This is a genomic window from Paenibacillus sp. FSL R7-0312, from assembly GCF_038004445.1.
Taxonomy (GTDB): domain Bacteria; phylum Bacillota; class Bacilli; order Paenibacillales; family Paenibacillaceae; genus Paenibacillus_AQ.
On record NZ_JBBORE010000001.1, the window covers coordinates 6,031,563 to 6,051,318 of the forward strand.

Annotated in this window: 14 protein-coding genes; 4 read left to right on the top strand and 10 right to left on the bottom strand. The window is 52.7% G+C overall.

Features of this window, described 5'->3' with window-relative positions; all coding sequences use genetic code 11:
• Window positions 1-84: 84 nt before the first annotated feature.
• From MKX70_RS26610 to MKX70_RS26655, 10 genes are all read right to left on the bottom strand, one after another.
• The gene (locus MKX70_RS26610; RefSeq protein WP_340841198.1) at window positions 85-1,356 is read right to left on the bottom strand and encodes an endo-1,4-beta-xylanase; all 1,272 of its coding nucleotides are present in this window, start codon (window positions 1,354-1,356) and stop codon (window positions 85-87) included.
• A gap of 30 nt (window positions 1,357-1,386) precedes the next feature.
• The gene (locus MKX70_RS26615; protein ID WP_156123098.1) at window positions 1,387-2,334 is read right to left on the bottom strand and encodes a carbohydrate ABC transporter permease; all 948 of its coding nucleotides are present in this window, start codon (window positions 2,332-2,334) and stop codon (window positions 1,387-1,389) included.
• Window positions 2,335-2,350: 16 nt separating this feature from the next.
• Window positions 2,351-3,256 carry a carbohydrate ABC transporter permease gene (locus tag MKX70_RS26620; protein ID WP_042235219.1) on the bottom strand — a complete coding sequence of 302 codons (906 nt, stop codon included), beginning with the start codon at window positions 3,254-3,256 and terminating at the stop codon, window positions 2,351-2,353.
• Window positions 3,253-5,814 carry a DUF5696 domain-containing protein gene (locus tag MKX70_RS26625; RefSeq protein WP_042235217.1) on the bottom strand — a complete coding sequence of 854 codons (2,562 nt, stop codon included), beginning with the start codon at window positions 5,812-5,814 and terminating at the stop codon, window positions 3,253-3,255. The genes MKX70_RS26620 and MKX70_RS26625 overlap by 4 nt, the downstream gene beginning before the upstream one ends.
• Window positions 5,815-5,828: 14 nt before the next feature.
• Entirely contained in the window at window positions 5,829-6,455 is a 627-nt protein-coding gene (locus MKX70_RS26630; RefSeq protein WP_042235216.1) for a YIP1 family protein, read from the bottom strand.
• The gene (locus MKX70_RS26635; RefSeq protein ID WP_042235214.1) at window positions 6,452-7,912 is read right to left on the bottom strand and encodes a hypothetical protein; all 1,461 of its coding nucleotides are present in this window, start codon (window positions 7,910-7,912) and stop codon (window positions 6,452-6,454) included. The genes MKX70_RS26630 and MKX70_RS26635 overlap by 4 nt, the downstream gene beginning before the upstream one ends.
• A gap of 18 nt (window positions 7,913-7,930) precedes the next feature.
• On the bottom strand, window positions 7,931-8,812 hold the full coding sequence (locus MKX70_RS26640; protein WP_340787997.1) for a carbohydrate ABC transporter permease: 882 nt from the start codon (window positions 8,810-8,812) through the stop codon (window positions 7,931-7,933).
• Window positions 8,809-9,774 (bottom strand): carbohydrate ABC transporter permease, encoded by a 966-nt coding sequence (locus tag MKX70_RS26645; RefSeq protein ID WP_340788000.1) that lies wholly within the window; start codon window positions 9,772-9,774, stop codon window positions 8,809-8,811. Before MKX70_RS26645 ends, MKX70_RS26640 begins: the two co-directional genes overlap by 4 nt.
• A gap of 18 nt (window positions 9,775-9,792) precedes the next feature.
• On the bottom strand, window positions 9,793-12,687 hold the full coding sequence (locus MKX70_RS26650) for an extracellular solute-binding protein (protein WP_340841200.1): 2,895 nt from the start codon (window positions 12,685-12,687) through the stop codon (window positions 9,793-9,795).
• Between the two features lie 96 nt (window positions 12,688-12,783).
• Entirely contained in the window at window positions 12,784-14,175 is a 1,392-nt protein-coding gene (locus MKX70_RS26655; RefSeq protein WP_340841201.1) for an ABC transporter substrate-binding protein, read from the bottom strand.
• Between the two features lie 255 nt (window positions 14,176-14,430).
• On the opposite strand from MKX70_RS26655, the gene MKX70_RS26660 reads away from it, so the two are divergent.
• The 4 genes from MKX70_RS26660 (at window position 14,431) to MKX70_RS26675 (ending at window position 19,287) form a co-directional block, all read left to right on the top strand.
• Window positions 14,431-15,198, top strand: coding sequence for a helix-turn-helix transcriptional regulator (locus MKX70_RS26660; protein WP_340841203.1), 768 nt, complete (start codon window positions 14,431-14,433; stop codon window positions 15,196-15,198).
• Window positions 15,199-15,570: 372 nt separating this feature from the next.
• On the top strand, window positions 15,571-16,485 hold the full coding sequence (locus MKX70_RS26665; protein WP_340841204.1) for an ABC transporter permease subunit: 915 nt from the start codon (window positions 15,571-15,573) through the stop codon (window positions 16,483-16,485).
• Complete coding sequence (locus tag MKX70_RS26670; protein ID WP_197073078.1) at window positions 16,482-17,447, top strand: carbohydrate ABC transporter permease; 966 nt, start codon at window positions 16,482-16,484, stop codon at window positions 17,445-17,447. Before MKX70_RS26665 ends, MKX70_RS26670 begins: the two co-directional genes overlap by 4 nt.
• A 46-nt stretch (window positions 17,448-17,493) precedes the next feature.
• The gene (locus tag MKX70_RS26675; RefSeq protein WP_340788018.1) at window positions 17,494-19,287 is read left to right on the top strand and encodes a hypothetical protein; all 1,794 of its coding nucleotides are present in this window, start codon (window positions 17,494-17,496) and stop codon (window positions 19,285-19,287) included.
• Window positions 19,288-19,756: the final 469 nt, after the last annotated feature.

The window sequence follows — 19,756 nt, forward strand, 5'->3', positions numbered from 1 at the left end:
ATATACCGGAATATTATATTATCCAAGCAAAGCAAAAGGAATTGTAAGGTGCAATTCTTGCCCGGCTTACCAGATCTTTACTACTTAGAAGCCGGTGACCGCCTGGAACGCCGGTTTGGGCTGATGCTGCCTGTCGAACAGCAGCGGCGCCTCGGTCCGGGCTACCGGGAAGGTGCTAAGCCAGGTATGGTCATCCGCGATTCCCCAGAACATAACTCCGCTTAGCAGCTCCTTGTGTGCTCTCAGCGCATCGAATAATTCCCCGTACCGCTCAGCCTGCTGCTGCAGGATGTCCCCCGGAACCTCCGGGCCGACATCGCTGAGATCGTTATAGACGTACAGGCTCATATCCAGCTCGGTGATCTGATTGTCGAGTCCCAGCGTGTGGAACTGCTCCAGCGATTCTATAATGCGCTCAGTGGCGGGGTATTCCAGACTAATATGCGTCTGGTGCCCCACCCCGTCAATCGGTACCCCCTTCTCCAGCATTTCCTTCACCAGCCCGTACAATCTGTCCCGCTTCACCGGATCATCCGTATTGTAGTCATTGATATACAGCTTGATGTCCGGTCCCCCGGCCTTGCGGGCCGCCCGGAAGGCCGTCTCGATGAATTCGGTGCCGGTAATCCTGTACCAGTTGCTGGCCCGCATTCCGTCCGGGTCTCCCGGCTCGATGACTTCATTCACAACGTCCCAGGAGGTAATGTCCTGCTTATACCTGCTGACAACCGCGGTGACAAAGCTGTCCAGCCGCTTCAGCAGCAGCTTCTTGTTCGCTTCGCGTCTCGATGCATCGGTCTCATCGACCATCGCCCCGCCCGCCTCATCCCGGAAGAACCAATCCGGCGTCTGGTTGTGCCAGACCAGCGTATGGAAGCGCAGCTCCATGCCGTTCTCCTTGGCGAAGTCCACAATGCGGTCCGCCCGCTCCCAGGTGAAGCTGCCCTCTGCAGGCTCCATCGCATCCGGCTTCATGGCATTCTCGGCCACGAGCCAGTTCACATGCCGCTTCAGCAGCTCTGCTGCGGGTCCCTCCAGCTGTTCCGGTTCAACCGCTGCCCCTATGCGGAAGTAATCGGCATACGCCGCCGCCAGCGGCGGAACCTCCGCCTGCACCGCAGGCTCCGCTGCAGCTTCGGGCGAAGCTTTAGCGGCCGGGGCCCCAGTGGAAGCCGCTGCCCCAGACGGGACCGCTGTCGCGGCTCCCCCCCCGATCTCCTGCTGCTCCGGCGGCAAGGTTGCCGGAGCAGCATTGTCGCCCGGGCCGGAGCAGCCGGACAGCCACAGGAGCGCTGCGGCGAAGACCAGGCTCCGGGCCAGTCTGGCCGGGAGCCTCAGTCTGCCTTTTTTGGTCACAATCATCCTCTCCTTCTCGTCATTCACGGTTTAACCGACAATTCCTGTACGTTCAATACTCTCCACGAAATACCGCTGCACGAACAGGTAGATGATAATCAGCGGCAGAATCGCCAGCAGAATCCCGGTATCCTGAACCATGCTCAGATAGAAAGGGTCTGCCTTGGAACTTACTCCGTCCTCCAGCAGAATCGCCAGATTATAAGGCAGCGAGCCGAGCTGGGTCGCCATCACCTTGCTTGAGGTCAGATAGGTCGTGGTGAAGAAGCTGTCGTTCCACTGCCACACAAACGAGAAGAGCAGCACCGTAACGATGGAAGGTATGGCGTTGGGCAGCATAATTCTGTAGAAGGTTTTGCCCACGCCTGCCCCGTCGATATAAGCCGCTTCCTCCACCTCCTTGGGAATCCCCCTGAAGAACTGCCGGAAGATAAAAATGTACAGCCCCGCCTTCAAGGAGTTCGCCGTTGCTGACGTTAAGATAAACGGCCAGTAGGTGTTAAGCAGATTGACCGATTTGCCGGTCAGCAGCGGAATCAGCCCCATCAGGCTGAAATCCTTCAAATTCAGGTAGACCGGAATCAGAATCGTGATCGGCGGAACCAGGATCGTCAGTATGACCCCGGCGAACAGAAGCTGGCTTCCCTTGAACTTCAGCCGGGCGAAGCCGTATCCCGCGAGAGCGCAGGATATGGCGGTCAGGAGCGTAGTCAGCGCCGACAGCGTGAAGGTATTCAGCAAGGCCTGCCAGTAATCCATGATGCTGATCGCCTTAATGAAATTGTCGAGCGTATAATGCTCGGGAAGCCAGACGACGATTGGCGAATACAGATCGCTTTTATCCTTGAATGCCGTGGAAATCTTCTGAAGCACCGGATAGAGGATCACGAACGCCAGGCCTGCAATGAGTGTCAGCCGCACGAAGGACCATATCCATTTCTTCCAGCGTTCCAGCGACAGCAAACGGTTTGCATGCAATGCTCCCATCCTCCTTTTAATCATAATAGAAGACCTTCCTCGAAATCAGGTAGCTGCTGACAGCCAGAATCAAGGCAACGGCTGCGAAATACAGCCAGGCCATCGCCGAGCTTAGTCCGAAATTGAACTGGGTGAAGCCCGTCTCCCGGATCAAATCCGTCATGGCGTTATTGGAGAAGGAGTCGATAATCGTATAGATGGCATTCACCAGAATGAGCGGGCTGACCATGGGGAAGGTGATTTTCCAAAAAGCTTCATAGCCGGTTGCCCCTTCCATCTTAGAAGCCTCGTATAGCTGCGGCGAGATCGTCTGGATGCCGGCCAGGAAGATCAGAATCTGTACACCGGACTGGCTCACAATATCATAAATGCGGCCCACGGCGCTGCTCAAATAATCAACCACCCATTCACTTAAGCCCGCGTCCAGCATCATTCCTTCCAGCTCGAACGTACCCAGGCCCTGAATTGCACCGGCCCCGGCATTCTGATCGTTGACGGCCTGAATCAAGCTGGTGCTCTCCAGGCTAAGAATCACCCCGGAGGCCAGAATAACCGGCAGGAAGAAAATAGACCGGGCCAGCGATCTGCCGATAAACTTCTGATTCAGCAGCACCGCCAGAAACAGGCTGAAGATGACGATGAGCGGCACATTAATAACCATATTCAGGATGGCATCGGCTAGCGAACGGTTGAACTCGGTATTCACCGTCAGCGCCTCCACATAATTCTGCAAGCCGCTGAAATGAATAATCAGTCCGTCGGAGTTGGCCTGCACAGAGCTTAGACTGTAGCGCAGCGAAGACAACAACGGAATCAGGAAGAAGAAGATGAAGCCGAGCAGCCAGGGCAGCACATAGAAGAAGCCCATTAATGCCTTTTGATCGTTATAGGTTCTGCGGTTCAGTCTCAGTATGGATTTCACAATTGCTCACCACCCGTAATATAGCTTTCGGCTTCTATCGTGCGGCCTTCGGCAAGGACTGCCGTCCGGTTGTAGTTGACGATGACGGACAGACCGTTCTCATAGGTACTTTTATAGACACCGTCTGCCAGCTTCTCATGACCGGTCAGCCGCTGATTCTGCACATTTTTCATAACCGCGTTGACTTCCAGATACATATCGGCGGCCTGATTGATCCATTGTTCATAATTGACCGCGTACAGGTTGCCGAAGTCTGTATCCTTCACCTTGTAGTTAGGCGCATGCATCCACTCGTAATAGAGGCCGGACCCATACTCCAGACTTCTCAGCACATATTGTCTGGGGCTGGTGAAGGTGGACAGATTGAACGGCTTGCCTGTGTAATTCACATATCCCCGCACCACCATCGGATAGAACGGGATCTCCTCATCCTCCAGCTTGAACTGGCTGCTGGACACCGGTGCATTGGTAATATCGGTCAGATACGGCAGCGCATAGGCATTTCCGCCGTCAGCGAGAATACGGAGCGACTGTCCGGTGATCCGGTCCAGCGACTGGACCGATATCTGCTCGGACGCTGTCCGGTCGATCTCATGATTCTTGCGGAAATCGCTGTTCAATTGATCGGCCATGTCTCTCAGCGAGATGCCGCCGGTCTGAAACGGCCCGATCTCCTTCAGCGTGGCATCGACATATCCGCCGACCTTGGCCGGTGAAATAATATAAGCAGGGCTGACGGTACGGTCCCGCCGGTTCAAGGCCATATTGTACGGATAGACGGCTGCCGGAATTTCACTGAGCATCCGGGAAGCCTTCTGGTTAACTCTGAAGCCGGAGGCCTGGTTCGCTCTGAGCAGCGCAACGTCAGGGAATAGCTGAATGCCTTGCTCCTTGGCGAACGCCACCAGCCGGTTCAGCCCCTTGCTGCCGCCGAGCGCCTTGTCTACGGACAGCCGGTCCGGCACTTTGTGATCGAGGCCCCGGTTGAACCAGCCTGCATATTTCAGCCGGATATTGTTAATGCCGCGCTGCTGCATCTGTTCCAGAATACTCTCTGCCTCATCGAAAGTGGTCAACGGCTCCAGCGATTGATAAGGAAAGCCCAGCACATGCTTCGTCTTGGTAATTCCGCCCACCAGCTCCAGATAAAAGGGGGTATTCACGGGGGATTCCGGCGTTCCCGCCGCCTGCGCCTCAGGCAAACCGCCGTGCTGCGTCAGATAGTTCTGGTAATATCGCGCCATGCCGGGATAAGACGCCTCGTCTCCGCTCAGGAACGCATACCGGATGACGTAATCCGTCTTGGGCGGCTCCTGCTGAAATCTTGGCAGGGTACGGTTCTGTTCGGCTGACGTCAGGGTAACCTCCCCCTTGGCAATCAGGGTGAAGCTCGGATACACGTAGTTGTAACCGTTCAATCTTCCGCTGGTATCGGCATTAATCGTGGCGAGTGATGCGCCCTGCTCAATAATGCCCAGCATCGCGCCTTGCTCGCGGATCAAGCCGAACACCGGCAGCTTCACCTCCTGCTGCTGCGCATAGGCATCCGTGACCTCCATGGACCCGTCCTTGCCGTATACAGCTTGCTTGTATGCGGGGTAACGGGTCTTGCCGTTGTTGAAATGTATCAGCGCTCCGGAGCCGTCCGGCACCAGAATGGAACCGGAGTCCTTGCTCCCGCCGGCCCCCAGGAAGCTGAGGACGGAGATATCATTCACCGGATAATCGGCGGGATACCTTATGTCCGCTGCAGGAACCTTGACTACCAATTGATCCCCGTCAAGGGAGTATTCAATCGAGAGCTGGAAGATACGCGGCACCGGCTTGGTCTGGCTCAGGTTATTCTCGGTGATATCCTGCTGCAGATCCTCCTCGGTGTACCCCGCTTCCTCGAAGCCCTTCAGGGTCCGCTCCAGCTGCAGCCCCTTCAGCGCTTCATCGTTACGCTTATACACGCCCTTCTCCTCATCGAAGGTGTAGGCGATCTTCATGGTTCGCTGCCCGGTCTTATCCATCTTGCTCACAATCTTCTCCTCGAACCGCTCCTTGCCCACCATCATGGGCAGATCCTCCGCCGTCTTGGCGGTCGTTCCGAACTGGTAGAAGACCTTGATGCCTTCCGGCGTCTGTTCCAGCTTCATTTGCTTGTGGGCCACGCTGTCTGTATACGAATTGACAGAGCTGACCTGGCCCAGATTGTTGTAGAAATCCAGCTTGAGCTGCGCGGATAACAGGTCTTTATTCTCTCCGCTGGCCTTGGCATCGGCTTCACGATCAGGCGGATTACTATACCAGAGCGTTCCGTCCGACTGGTTCTTGACGGCGATACCTCCGGTAGCTTCATCCATATACAGCCGGAGCTGCTTATTCTCCAGAACACCCTTCATGCCATCCACAGCTGTATCGTCAAAGGCGGGCTTCAGACCGCCCCCTTCAAAGGACACTTCAAGCTTCGGTTCATGCCCGCCGGCCTGGCTGCCTGAGCTTGACGATGTACAGCCTGCCAGCACACTCATACTGAAGAGAATCGAGAGCAGCATGATTAACGGCTTCCTCATTCCCGGTCCTCCTCCTATCCTCTCAAGACAATCTCTTGGTATATGGTTGAGATAAACACAATCATCTGCTGAACCAGACTGAAGAACAGCAGGGTCAGGAATGCCATGAACGCCATGGCAAGCACCGTGAGCAGAATCGTCCCGACCGTTTTGGACGGGGAGAACTGGTGCACGGTCATAATGCCCACGAACAACAGCAGGCCCGACCAGATGACGGCAAAGTTTTTGAAAAAATAATAAAAGGAGCTTTCCTGCACCGAGATAAAATTACTGATCCAGATCCACGGGAAGTTAATCAGCACAATCGGCAGCAGGGAGAAGCAGGTGGTAATAAAAATCTCCACGAACTTCCCTTCCCCGTCCATCAGCGTGGTCAGCGACCAGTTCGCCACACACCAGAAGAGGACAGGAACCAGGACATAGACTGCTTCCATCAGACTGTTCAGATACTTAGGATCACTATGATTCACCAGAAATCCGCTATATTGACTGCCCAGCACATTGGTTAGGATCAGCATAAACAGAATGCCGAAGGACAACATCAGGCTCGTTTTTTGACTGCGTTCATATTTGAGATCCCAGTATCCGTTGAACGGATGAACGATAACGTACAGCGGATGTTGCAGCGCTTCTCTGTTCAATGTAGCTCAACCTTCTTTCTGGCCTTCATTTTCCGGTACACTCTCACGCCCAGCCATAGGGATGCCAGCATGATCAGAAAGGTCATGATCGTGGAGAATTGTCCGCGGAGCACTTCCTTGCGGTAGAGCAGGAACGCTTTCGAATAGTTGGGACGGTCCATGCTGCGCTTGAAATACTCCGTCGCCTCCTTGTACTCGCCTTTGCGCAGATAAGCCTTACCTATGCCCGCATAAGCATATTCCATATTCGCATTCAGATTCACAACCTCGCTGAACTGCTGATAGGCCATCTCTTCATCACCGCTGTAGTAACTTCTGACTGCGCTGTTCAGCATTCTTCCGTACTCTGTGGTCTGAAATACCGTAATCTCCCCCAGCGCCTGATCCAGTACAAGGATATCGTCACCGCTGTGCTCAATGGCCACCGGGGAGTTGAATTCGCCCAGACGGTTCCCGATTCCGCCGATAATGTACATCAGATATCCGTCCCCGTTGTAGGTGAACACCCGGCCCCGGCTGGCATCCAGAACGGAATAGATCTCACTGTCGCTGACATCAATATCCACGAGGCGCGGAGCGCCACCCGAGCGCGTGGAGTAGAGCAGATCGCCACTCGGCTTGTAATAGCCCTCTCTGCGCAGAATATCGGCCCCCTGCGCGTTCAGCTTCTTGATCGGGTCGCCGAACTCATCCCCGTTGGTAGCGTAGAGGAAGCCTTCATCATTGATATCCAGATTGGTGAATTCGGTTGGCGTATACATCACCATCTGCTCACGCTGCGCCTTGGTCGATATGGATTTCCAGAAGTAATCCACAGCATCGACACGTACCCGGTTCGCACCGGTGAAGGACTTGAAGGCTCCGTCTGCGCCGAATTCCATGAAGCCGTCGAATACACCGGCAGACATCACATAGATCCGGTCCGCTTTGTCTACAGCTACACGGACAGGCTGAAATTCGAAGCTTGCCGGCAGCAATTCGGACTTCGGCGATTCCATGATACCGATCGCCCTTAAGCCGCTATCGAAATGAACAATCCGCTTATTGCCGGTATCCGCAACATAGACCTCCTTCTGCTGCGTCACATAAATCCCCTGCGGATTATTGAACTTCTCCGCCTTCCCTTTGAACTGGAACGCGTCTACTGTCTTTATGGATTTGTAGTCCTGATCCAGAATCACAAACCGGTTATTGCCGCTGTCCAGCACATAGATCTGCTTGTCGGCCGTTACCTGAATATCCTGCGGATTCTTGAACTCGCCAGCACCGGAGCCTGCACCCGTGATCAACGTGCTTGCCTGATAAGCGGACGGAGCCGCCACACTATACCCCCAGTATGAATAATTGTAGGAAGGGGCTGCGCTCTCCGCCGAGGCAAGCTCTCCGCGAAGTCCCAGGCAGACCAGGCAGCACAAGGCCAGCAGGCCGGTTCTCAGTTTCTTTATCCTTGCGACCATCGTCACCGTTCCTCCTCTCTACTCTTTCATACCGGATGTGGCCATCGTCTGAATGACACTGCTCTGTGAAATAATGAACAACAGGATCGGCACGGTCATCAGCAGCAAGGCCACCGCAGCCCCTACTCCGGCACGTGCAATCCCGCCCTGGATAACCTGGCTGAGCGCATAGTGAAGCGTTTTAAGGTTCTCGCTGTAGATGAAGCTGCCTCCATCCGTGCCCCACAGGGCTGGAAATTGCAGGATCATCAGCGTCAGCCAGGCCGGCTTCACATTGGGCATCACGATCTGCCAGAACACGCGGTATTCATTCGCACCATCAATTTTGGCCGCTTCGATCAGCGCATCCGGGATCTGCTCCATGAACTGCTTCATCAGGAACAACCCCAGCGAGAAGGCCAGTGAAGGAACGATAATCGCCGCCTGTGTATTAATCCACCCGAGCTGTGACATGACCAGGTAATTGGGAATTGCCGTCACATGAGGCGAGAACATCAGGGACAGCACCACAATCCTGAACAGCATATTGGAGCCGGGGAACCTGAATTTGGCCAAAGGATAGGCCGCAGCCGAAGCGAGCAGGATATGGCCTGCGGTTCCTACCAGTGTAATCAGCAGGGTATTCGCTACATATCTGGTGAACGGTACCCAGGAATTCCCCATGATCACCACCAGATCGGTGAAGTTCTCCAGCGTCGGGTTCCGCACAAGAAATCTCGGCGGGAAGATAAATAGTTCATCCAGCGGCTTGAAGGCATTGTTCACGGTATAGATCAGCGGGAGAACCATGAACGAGCCGAAGGCGAGCAGCAGGCCGAACAGCATCAAGCTGACAGTAAAGGACCGGTTCAGTCTTTTTTGAGGGCGAAACGCCCCTATAACTCTCGAATACAGGGTCATTCACCCACCTTTCTGAGCAGTTTCTGGGTCATCATATTGGTACCGATCATAATACCGAAGAGAATGGTAGCAATGGCAGAAGCATAGCCCATCTCAAAGCGGAGCGTCCCGTAATCCATCAGATGGGTTACCACCGTATGCCCCGCATAGTTGACGCTTGGGAACCCCGCAAGCGCGATGGAGACCTCGGCCACCGCGAAGGAGGCGGTGATCTGCATAACTGCACCGAACATTAGCTGCGGCCGCATGGACGGCAGCGTGATGAACCACAGCTCCTGCCAGCGGTTCCTGATCCCGTCCATGGCCCCCGCCTCGAACAGCGTTTGGTCTACGGTCTGCAGACCGGCGATGAATGCCAGAAAGCTGGTGCCCAGACTTAGCCAGAGCTGAACGATAATGACAATGGCGAGGATATACTTCTCATTCTGCAGCCATTGGATCGGCTCCAGCAGCACCCCGATCTTCATCAGGAAGCCGTTGAGATACCCGTAGCTGTCCCCAGAGAAGACAATCAGCCAGATAAAGAACACATTGCCCGAGATGGATGGCGCATAGAATACCAGCGTCATCAGAGCCCTGACGAAGGGCGACAGTTCATTGATCAGCCAAGCGAACAGGAAGCAGGCGATATAGCTTAACGGACCCGTGATGACTGCGAACAGGAAGGTATTCTTCAGCGCAATCATGAATACATCGTCGCCCAAAAGCAGCCTTGAATAGTTCTCCCACCCGACGAACCGCGGCGTCTCCAGCATATTGAAGTAGAAGAAGCTTAGCCCGAAGGAGACGACCACCGGGATCACTGTGAATAGGAAGAAGATAATCATATAGGGACTCATCATGAAATAATAATGCTTGCTCTTCTTGATATCTTTCCATAATTGCGCCCGGCGGGACACCTTGACGGGACCGCCGGCCAGCCCATGTAAGGCTGGTTCAGCGGTATTGTGTATTTGTACCATCGGCTCACAGCCTCCAAACTAATACGGAAGTTTGAATTCCTTCCGTTTGATCTGAATTTCATCGTTAATATAGATCAGATAATCCGACAGCGCTTCGCGCGGATTCACGTTCCCGTTAACCACCTTGCGGAACGCATTGTCCAGATGTCTGCCTGTGAAGTATCCGCCCGGAACCTGCGGATTGCCCTTCACCCATTGCCACTGGTTCTCCAGCTGGGTATAATCCTTCACCGGCCACGGCAATTCCTCCAGCGCCTCGATATTGGCGGTCGGATAACGTGCCGCCGCCCCCATCAGCCCTTCCATTTCCCGGCCGTACTGGACCTGGGTGTCCTTACCCGTCCACCACTTCATGAATTCCCAGGACGAATCCTTATCCTTGGCATTCTCCAGAAGCATTACGCCGGTCGTATGACTGGCTACGCTATGATCCACCGTACCGTCCGCCTGCTTCGTTCCTGGCACCACCGCGAATTCCCACAGGTTACGGATCTCCGGTGCCATCACGGTCAGGCTGTTGTAGATGGTATAATCGGCAATCCCGATCGGGATCTCCCCGGTACGGAAGCGGTTCGGAAAGTCCACCTTCACCGGGAACTTGTAATTGGTATAGAACTGGGTCCATGTGTTGAATTCACTCATGGAGGTCTCCGAGTTCAATGCGCTTCGCTTCTGGTCGTCCGTATACAATTGACCCCCGTTCTGATAGAGCAGCATGGTGAAGGCCGCATTCGGCACCAGTGTAGCATTGTTCAGCGTATCCTCCAGCGGCAGATAGAACTCCAGGTTATGCCGCTGCAGCACAGAAACTACGTTGTAGACCTCCTCCCAGGTGGTTGGCGGCTCCAGGCCAAGCTCCTTCAGAATATCCTTCCGGTAGAACAGCATCGGGAAGATCTGCTGCTCGGGAAGCCCGTAGACGCTTCCGTTATACTGGTAAGGCGTGAGGGCGCTGTCCCGGAACCGGGAGGCCACCTCCTCGAAGTCCGCGAAGCGGGATAAATCCGCAGATGCCTTACGCATGGCATAGTTAACCGGAAGGTCCTCTCCAATCTGCATGGCTACATCCGGCCCTTCCCCGGCCAGGGTGGCGGGCAGCAGAATGTTCGGTGGCACCAGTCTCAGCGCAACGGAGATGCCCGTATCCGGGGTGAACGTATCGTCAATCATGCTCTTCATTACCTGAGCCTGATCCCGGCCGGTCGAAATCCAGACCGTGATCGACTTCTGGTTCTTCGCCACATTACCAATGCTGTCATAATCAGCGGTATACGACGCGCCATACGCTCTCAGCTCATGCTTCAGCTTCTGGAAGAAGGTAGCCTGCGCACGGGGCAACGGCTTGCCGGGTGCCGAGATCACCAGGGAATCCAGCGTCAGCGGCTGCTCCCGTACGCTAAGTATCCAGGTGCCCAGTCCGCCGACATTAGTTTTGAAGGAGACCAGCCGTTTGGCTACCGTATCCGGATGCTCTGCCATATCCTCCAGCTGGGTTACCATCGAGTACAGGACCGATACTTTGTCGCTGCGCTCTCCGGTCGCCTGCTCCAAATATTCACCGACACTGCGGATGATCTCTGCCTGCTCCTTGAATACCTTGGTCATATTCGGTATCCGCTTCTCCAGCTGATAATCGCGGAATTTGTCCGGATTATTGGAGGTAATCGCCAGAACATTACGGTACATTTCATTCAAGGTCAGGACGCTGGACTGAATGGTACGGACCAGAGGCGCGATATCGCCCAGCGTTACAGTCAGCCTTAGCCGGTGTGTCCCTTGGGTAAGATGGAACAGGTAAGGCTCCTCCCCGCCCAGTACGTTCATCTGCCAGCCGGGACTGTAATTGAACCGGATTTGCTTCATCTCTGTGAACGGGTATTCACCGTCAATCGTCAAGCTGCGGTTGGCATAGACGCCCCGTAGCTGATTCTGCTTCTCCTTGAGTGCTATCCGGTACAGCCCGTCTTCGGGAACGTCAATCTGCCACTCAATCCATTGCCCCGGCAGCTTCCAGTTCACCCCTCCGATCGTATTGATCCTTAAATTGGAGACATCATAAGGAACAACCGCCGGACTGGAGCGGTCAGATAGCGGGTATAAAGTAGGCGAGGATTTGGCGGACGCCGCTTCGGCCTGAACCTCAATATCAGGCTCTGTTACCAGCTTCAGGCTCTGAGCCTCATACTCCTGTTTGGCCTCCGCATAAGATCTCACTTCCCGGTCCTGGAACAGCTCAATGTAATCTATAGCCATCGGCTCACGGAGTGCGCTCAGCGACAAGGTCTGATTCCCCTGCTCCAGGTAGAAGGAATACGGCTCCTCATAGAAGCCCTCACTGTCGGCAATCACCGTGGACTGCCACACCGGCTGCTCCACCTGTCTGGGGCGGAGATCGTTCCCGCGGTCGTCCTGCTTGATGACCTCCTCACGGTTCCCCCAGACCCGGTCGAACAATAATGTATCCGCACCCTTGAACGGGATCTGCTGATTAATGGTGAAGGAACGCTCAATGGAGGAGCTTTTGCCTTCCACCGGGTAATAATGAACCCGGATGTTGTACAGTCCGGCTTCCGGAACCGGCACCTCCCAGGAGATCGTTCCCTCTTCCGGGGTAATGACCGCCGTGCCGTCAAGCCCCTCGTATTGCGCTTTGACTTCAAAGAGGTCACCCTGATTGCGGGAATAGTCCTCCCCCTCAATCCGAAGCTCCCGCTCTGGCCGTGCAGCGTTCCCGTATTGCTTCAGATAAGCTTCATAGCTGCCTTCCTCCGCTTCCTGCAGGACGGCAGTGAACTTGCCCGCCGCCGGAGAATCGGAATGAACAGGCTGCCCCGAGGAATTCAATATCCAGATCGTCCCGGCCAGCAGGACAACAACCAATATTATCGCTGTGCTTCTATTTCGAATATTCAACGTTCTCCTCCCCTTAAGCGCTGGATCATAAGTCTAATGTCAGCGAAAATGGGAACAACAGTCCGCCGGGGACTGTTGTTCCATCCGGGTATCCGGTTATTTTTTGTATACGGCGTCCACAGAAGCCTGGACCTTAGCCTTGTACTTCTGGATGACCGTGGAGGCTGAAGTTCCCTTCTTCAGTTCGTCAAGCAACTCATAGTACGGCATGGTCGAGAATGTATTATGGTTCGTTAACAGCATCCCGCCCTCTACCAGCTTGGCATTATTGATATCATCTTCGTTGTCATACGTACTCTCCAGGGATGCCTGCTTAGGATAATCGTAGATCGACTCGATGTCGTTGATCTTCTCCCAGATATACAGCAGCCATTCCGGATTCTCGACCTTCTTCGGGATCGTCAGGAACTGGACATTGGACTCTACGCTGTGATATTCGGTCGCATTCGGGCCTTTGGGAAAAGGAACGAACCCGATATCATAATCCTTCATATCCGTCTTGAAGCCATTCGCCTCATAATCCGCCCCCGCATACATCAGCGTGTTCCCCTGGCGGAAGAACTGCGCCGGTTCCTGCCAGTCGCCGCCTTCTGTCGGTCTGGCTACCTTCTCGGCACCCAGCTTCGAGATGAACTTGAAGACCTCCAGCGCCTTGGGATCATCGAGATTCTGCTTGTCGTCTATCGTCAGATCAGTCTCGTTGGAGGCCAGGGCCATTTCCAGGAACCCGCCTGAAGCCAGTCCCCAGACATCAAGTTTACCGTTGTTATCCGTATCTTTATTGGCCTCTTTGGCTACCTGGGTGAAGGTATCCCAGTTCCAGTTATCCTCGTTAACATATTCCTGAAGCGGCTTCATGCCTAGCTTCTTCATCAAGGTCCGGTTATAGAATACACCGCTGATCAGATTGCCCGCATTCTCTGAGAATCCATAGCCCTTGCCGTTGTATTGTGAGAAATCCGTCGTCATTTGCTGGTTGAAGGCATTCTCATTCTTCGTATAATCATCAACCGGCCAGAACAGATCCTGCTTGGTCAGCGCCGGAATCATATAGGCCTTGCCCATTCGGACAATATCTCCAAGCGGTTCACCGGCCACCAGTGAAGCTACAACCTTCTTCTGGTATTCGCCGAAGTCCAGCGCCACATATTCAACCTTGAAATTATGCTTCTTCTGGAGTTCCTTCAGATTCTTCGAGCGCTGGATATTGTCCGGGTTGTCCTCAGGGATCGTCATATCCCACCAGGAGACAATCTTGATCGTTCTGCCGCCCATATCGAAATCCATTTCCGGTGTGGCGGTGGTTGGCTCTGCGGTTGCTGAAGCTTCAGGTGTTGCCTCTGCCGCCGGCGTATTCGCCGAAGCAGCCGGCTTCGCTGACGCCCCTCCCCCGGCATTCCCGCCGTTCCCTGATCCTCCGCCGCATGCCGTCGTTGCAGCCACTAACAACATACTAATGAGTACTGACATTACCTTTTTAGTCCGCATTATGTGCCCCCCCAAATATGAATGACTTACCTCGAAAGTTTAGCGCTTACATTTTCAGGCAACAACCTGTCTAACTTCAGGTGTTCACCTGTCAAATTATAGGTCCGGCCGACAAGCCCTTACACACCGGGCAACGCAGTTCCGATCAAGTAAACAAATGGAGCCTGGTGCAAGAATTGCACATTGTAGCCCTTCGCTCTGTTGCACATAATGAATGGAGGCAGCCTTAACTTCTCTTAAGAAAGCGGGGTCTTCATGTTGTACAGAATCTTGTGTGTCGAGCGGAACCGTCATGTGCGGGAGATCGCTTCTTATATGGCAGGGAGCAGGCTTAATAATTTCATCTTACATGCACATGCTGATTATTCTTCCGATATTCTCCGGCTGATCCATAGTGAGGGGATTTCACTGGTTCTTCTGAATATCCGGGGCGTCCACACGCCGGGCATGAGACTCTGTGAGCAGATTAGACGGGGGAGCTCCGTTCCGATTATCCTTCTGGGGGGCAGCGGGGATTTCGAATTGGCGCGTCAAGCGCTGCTCTATAATGTAAGCGATTACTTGACGGACCCGGTTGATCCGTCGGAGCTGGGCAGAAGTCTGGAGGCGGTTAGACGGGGCTTTGCCTCTGAGGACAGACCTGCTGCGATGGCACAGGATGATCAGAAGGCCAGTGTTCAAGAGCCGGCACCCTCCTGTCCGATCGTCAGTACGATCAAGCAGTACGTGGATGAGCAGCTCCATCATAATATTACACTCAAGCGGATCTCCGATTCCCTGAACTTCAATTGCGCGTATCTCGGACAGAAATTCAAACAGCAGGAGAATATCTCCTTCAACGAATATCTGCTGCGGCAGCGGATGGAGAAGGCGAAGCTGCTTCTGGAAACGACTGATATGAAGATCTATGAGATTGCAGATGCTGTAGGATATACGGAAATCGACTGGTTCTACAAAAAATTCAGAGAATACACCGGAGCAAGTGCCAACGAATACCGTAAGCAATGCTTCATCACAGCATGAGCCGGCTCACCTTTAACCGGACAATGCAGGCGTTTAGCCTCAAACTAATAATTTGAAAATAATATATTTTATTGTAAATTAGTAATATAAATGTTATTCATTCGTAATTTCACCTAACAATAGATCAATAACTGGTGAGGATCTGTCATTGTTTGAAGGCAAACGATAATTTATTATAATTCCATAGATATGTAAGCGCTATCAATAAAGAGAGGTTAGGGGAAATAGCGTTCCGCAAACCCACCGCGCAGGTTGAACTTCGTTTTTTGTAAGAAGGGGGATGACATACTGGATTATATATAAGGGATAGCAGCCCTGGTGAAGGCTTTTAATGAAGCAATATACAAAGAGAATATGATGAGGAGTGAAACGATGCGCAGCCAGAGCATAAGAAGCAATTCTTTCCGGAAATTTCTTTACATTTCGCCCTTTATGGTTTTACTTGCTGTCTTTGCATACTATCCGCTCTACGGATGGGTATATGCCTTCTTTGACTATACCCCGCCCATTCCGTTGTCCCAATCACCGTTTGTCGGCTTCAAATGGTTTCACTCCCTGGTCGAGAATCAGGTCAAGATTGATCAGTTGCTTCAGGTCATCAAGAACACCTTCGGCATCAGCGGACTGGGCATTCTCTTCTCCTGGCTCCCTATGATCTTCGCCATCTTCCTGACAGAGATCAAGGCTGTCCGGTTCCGTAAATTCATTCAGACCGTAACCACACTGCCTAACTTTATCAGCTGGGTCCTTGTCTACTCCCTGGCCTTCTCCATGTTCTCCAGCGAAGGTATGGTCAACGGCTTCCTCCACATGACGGGACTGTCCGATTCTCCGGTTCTTTTCCTTCAGAGCTCGGATCATGTCTGGCTTACCATGTGGTTCTGGGCTACCTGGAAGACACTCGGCTGGTCAGCTATCCTGTATATCGCCGCCATCATGGGCATTGACGAGTCGCTGTATGAAGCAGCTTATGTGGACGGTGCAACCCGGATGCAGGTGATCCGGCATGTCGTATTGCCAAGCATGATGCCGACTTATTTTGTTTTGCTGATGCTCCAGATTGCAAGCTTCCTGAACAATGGACTGGAGCAATATTTTGTCTTCCAGAATGCGTTTAACAAGGACACTATGCAGGTTCTCGATTTATATGTGTATAACCTCGCCATGGGCGGCGGCAGTTATTCCGTCTCCGTTGCCATCAGTATGCTGAAGAGCCTGATCAGCGTTGTGCTTCTCTTTTCGGTAAACGGACTGTCCAAATTATTGAGAGGAGAGGGCATCGTATGAGTGACAACCAGACTGGACTTACGCCAATTAGCCGGGATATAAACATTTCCAAAAAAACGATCAAAATGCAGGTCAGCGCCACCGACAAAATTATTTCAACAATCGTCTATATCCTGTTCTCCCTCTTCGCCTTCATTTGTGTCTATCCGTTCTATTCGATCATTATCAATACCATCAGCGCGAACGATCTCAGTGCCAGGGGTGAGATTATCTTCTGGCCTAAGGGGATTCATTTCCAGAACTATGTAGATGTATTCAAAATACCGGGCCTTGGGAATGCCTTTGTCATTTCGCTGGGCAGAACGGTAATAGGCACCCTTCTCACTGTAGGTGCTTCTGCCTTCCTGGGATTCATGTTTGCGCAGGAGGATATGTGGGGCAAGAAATTCTGGTACCGCTTCACCATCATCACGATGTTCTTCAATGCCGGGATCATCCCGTGGTATCTGACCATGAGAACCCTGCATCTTACCGACAATTTCCTGGCGTATATTCTTCCGTCCGTGGTAGCCCCGTTCTTCATCATCCTAGTCAAAACCTTCGTGGAAGCTACGCCGAAGGAGCTGCAGCAGGCGGCCAGTATTGACGGTGCCGGGATCTTCACGATTTTCTACAAAATCATTCTGCCGATCAGCAAGCCTATCCTTGCAACCGTTGCCATCTTCTCGGCGGTCAATCAATGGAACTCCTTCCAGGATACGCTGCTGCTGGTGACGGACAGCAAATTGTACAGCCTGCAGTTCATTCTGTACAACTACATCAACCAGGCAAGTTCCTTGTCCACCATGGTTAATCTGCAGAACGCCGGATCAACGGCAATGGCCACTCTGGCTACCAAGCAGACCTCTACCTCCATCCGCATGACGGTAACCATTATCGTTGTCGCACCTATTCTGCTGGTATATCCGATCTTCCAGAGATTTTTCGTTAAAGGAATTATAATTGGTGCTGTCAAAGGCTAATGCGCCTGCGCCATTTATGATACATTAAACATTCGGGGGGCTACACATGAGAACACATATTAAGCTGGGAAGAAAGTCCGCGCTGTTACTAGGGACGACCATACTGCTGGTAACAACGGCACTAAGCGGCTGCAGCGGGAATTCCAACAATGGTGGCACTGCAGCGGGGACGGCCGAACCCGGAACACCTACTGAGTCATCCGATCCGGGCACTGGCGGCATTGATCACAGCAAACCTTTGACCATTACGGTATTTAACAATGCGGCTAACTATCAGGGCGAGCAGACCGGGTGGTACGGCAAGCTGCTCAAAGACAAGTTCAATATCACACTGAACATTCTGGCTCCGCAGGTAGCCGGCGATCAGCTGTACAAGACCAGATCTGCATCAGGAGATCTGGGTGACCTCCTCATTATTGAGAACAGCCAGCTTGAGGAATTAATTCCGGCGGGTATGATTATGGATCTTACGGACTTGATTAAGAATACAGAGCATCTGTCCAAATATGTAGACAACCACTTCAAGCCGTTCAATGTTGCCTTCGAGAAGCAGAATCCGGACGGTAAAATCTATGCCCTGCCGGCCTTCACCGCCGATACTTCACCAACCACCTTCTCGGAGGAGCTGCCATACTCCAGCCCGATACTGCCTTGGGACTATTACAAGGGAATCGGCGCGCCAAAGCTGAACAATCTGAACGATCTGATGACCGCCCTCAAGGACATGCAGGCCAAATATCCGAAGACTCCGGACGGCAAGCCAATTGTTCCGATCACGCTGTGGAAGGACTGGGACGGCGGAAGCATGGAGAATGTCCGCTGGCTCAGCAACTGGTATGGCTATGAGCAGCCGAACGGGACTACAACCATTCAACTGAATGCCAAAGGTGATATCGTTCCGATCGTAGACGACAATAGCATGTACAAGAAGATTCTACAGTTCTATTATGACGCTAACAAAATGGGCCTTGTCGACCCGGACTCCCCTTCCCAGGACTGGACCAAGGTATCCGAGAAGCTGACCAACAAACAGGTTCTTCTGCTGTGGTATTCCTGGCAGAGAGGCTTCTACAACACGATTGAAAGAGGCAACCAGGGCGACGGCAACGTAGCGGTTCCAATTGCGGACAGCCACTTGATCCAGAACAGTGATGCTTACTTCGGGAACGGAAGAGTCTTTGCCATCGGCTCCAAAGCGAAAGAACCGGAAAGAATCATGGAACTGATGGACTGGATGTCTTCCCCTGAAGGCTTGCGCTACTACACCAACGGCTTTGAAGGCTTCAACTATGAAAAAACACCTGAAGGCAAATTCAAGCTGACGGAAGTAGGCCAAACAGCATTCCAGGAAAACACCCCTGTACCTGATGAGTACGGCGGCGGCGGTTATCAGGATGGCCAGAGCAAAGTGAACTCGATGATCATGAGTGATTTCGTAGTCGATCCGGAAACCAAGGAGTTCTACAACAGCACCTATTGGGCTTCCACCATTGAAGCCAACAAAACAGCGCTGACAACAGACTGGCAGAAAACCTATGATGCGACCACTCCGACCGAATACTATCAGAAGAACAACATGATTGATATCGTACCTAATATCAACACAAGTCTTGGCTCGGATTCTTCGGATGTTAAGAATAAACGCAGCCAGATTTCGGATTATGTGAAGAACACTTCCTGGAAAATGATCTTTGCCAAGGATCAGGCTCAATTCGATCAGCTCTGGACCAAACTGAAGAGCGATGTAACCGGTCTCGGCTGGGATGATGTATTCGCCGTAGATAAGGAAAGAGCAGACAAAATCGTTAAAATGCGTGCCGATGCAATCGCGAATAAATAAGCAGTGACCGGATGCACAGAAAAAAAAGGCAGCCCTGGCTTGGGGCTGCCTTTTTCGCGCTTAAGTATATATTAAGCCAACCTCTGCGGCCTAATGCTGCACAGTTCCGGCCAATTGAGCCCCTCGTCGGCCAACCTGCCTACCATTCTCCGGCCAATCCAGCCCCTCGTCGGCCAACAAGTGGAAAAACGTATCTTAATTTACCAGCTTCCGGCGTTTGCAGACATATAAGTGGAAAAATAGCATCTAATTTTGCTATTTTCTCCATTTAGGGTGAGATTGCAATGAATTAAGTGCTGTTTATCCAACTGCTGTTGCAGCAAGGGAAGTATGTTCATCAGCAAGTGTATACAATCCAACTATTTCCTCACAACAACCTCAACGCCGCGTGCAGTGCAGTCTTATGCAATCGGTGGACGACATGATTAGTGGCTGATTAGTTGGCGATCGGCGAACGTTGGTGTGTGAT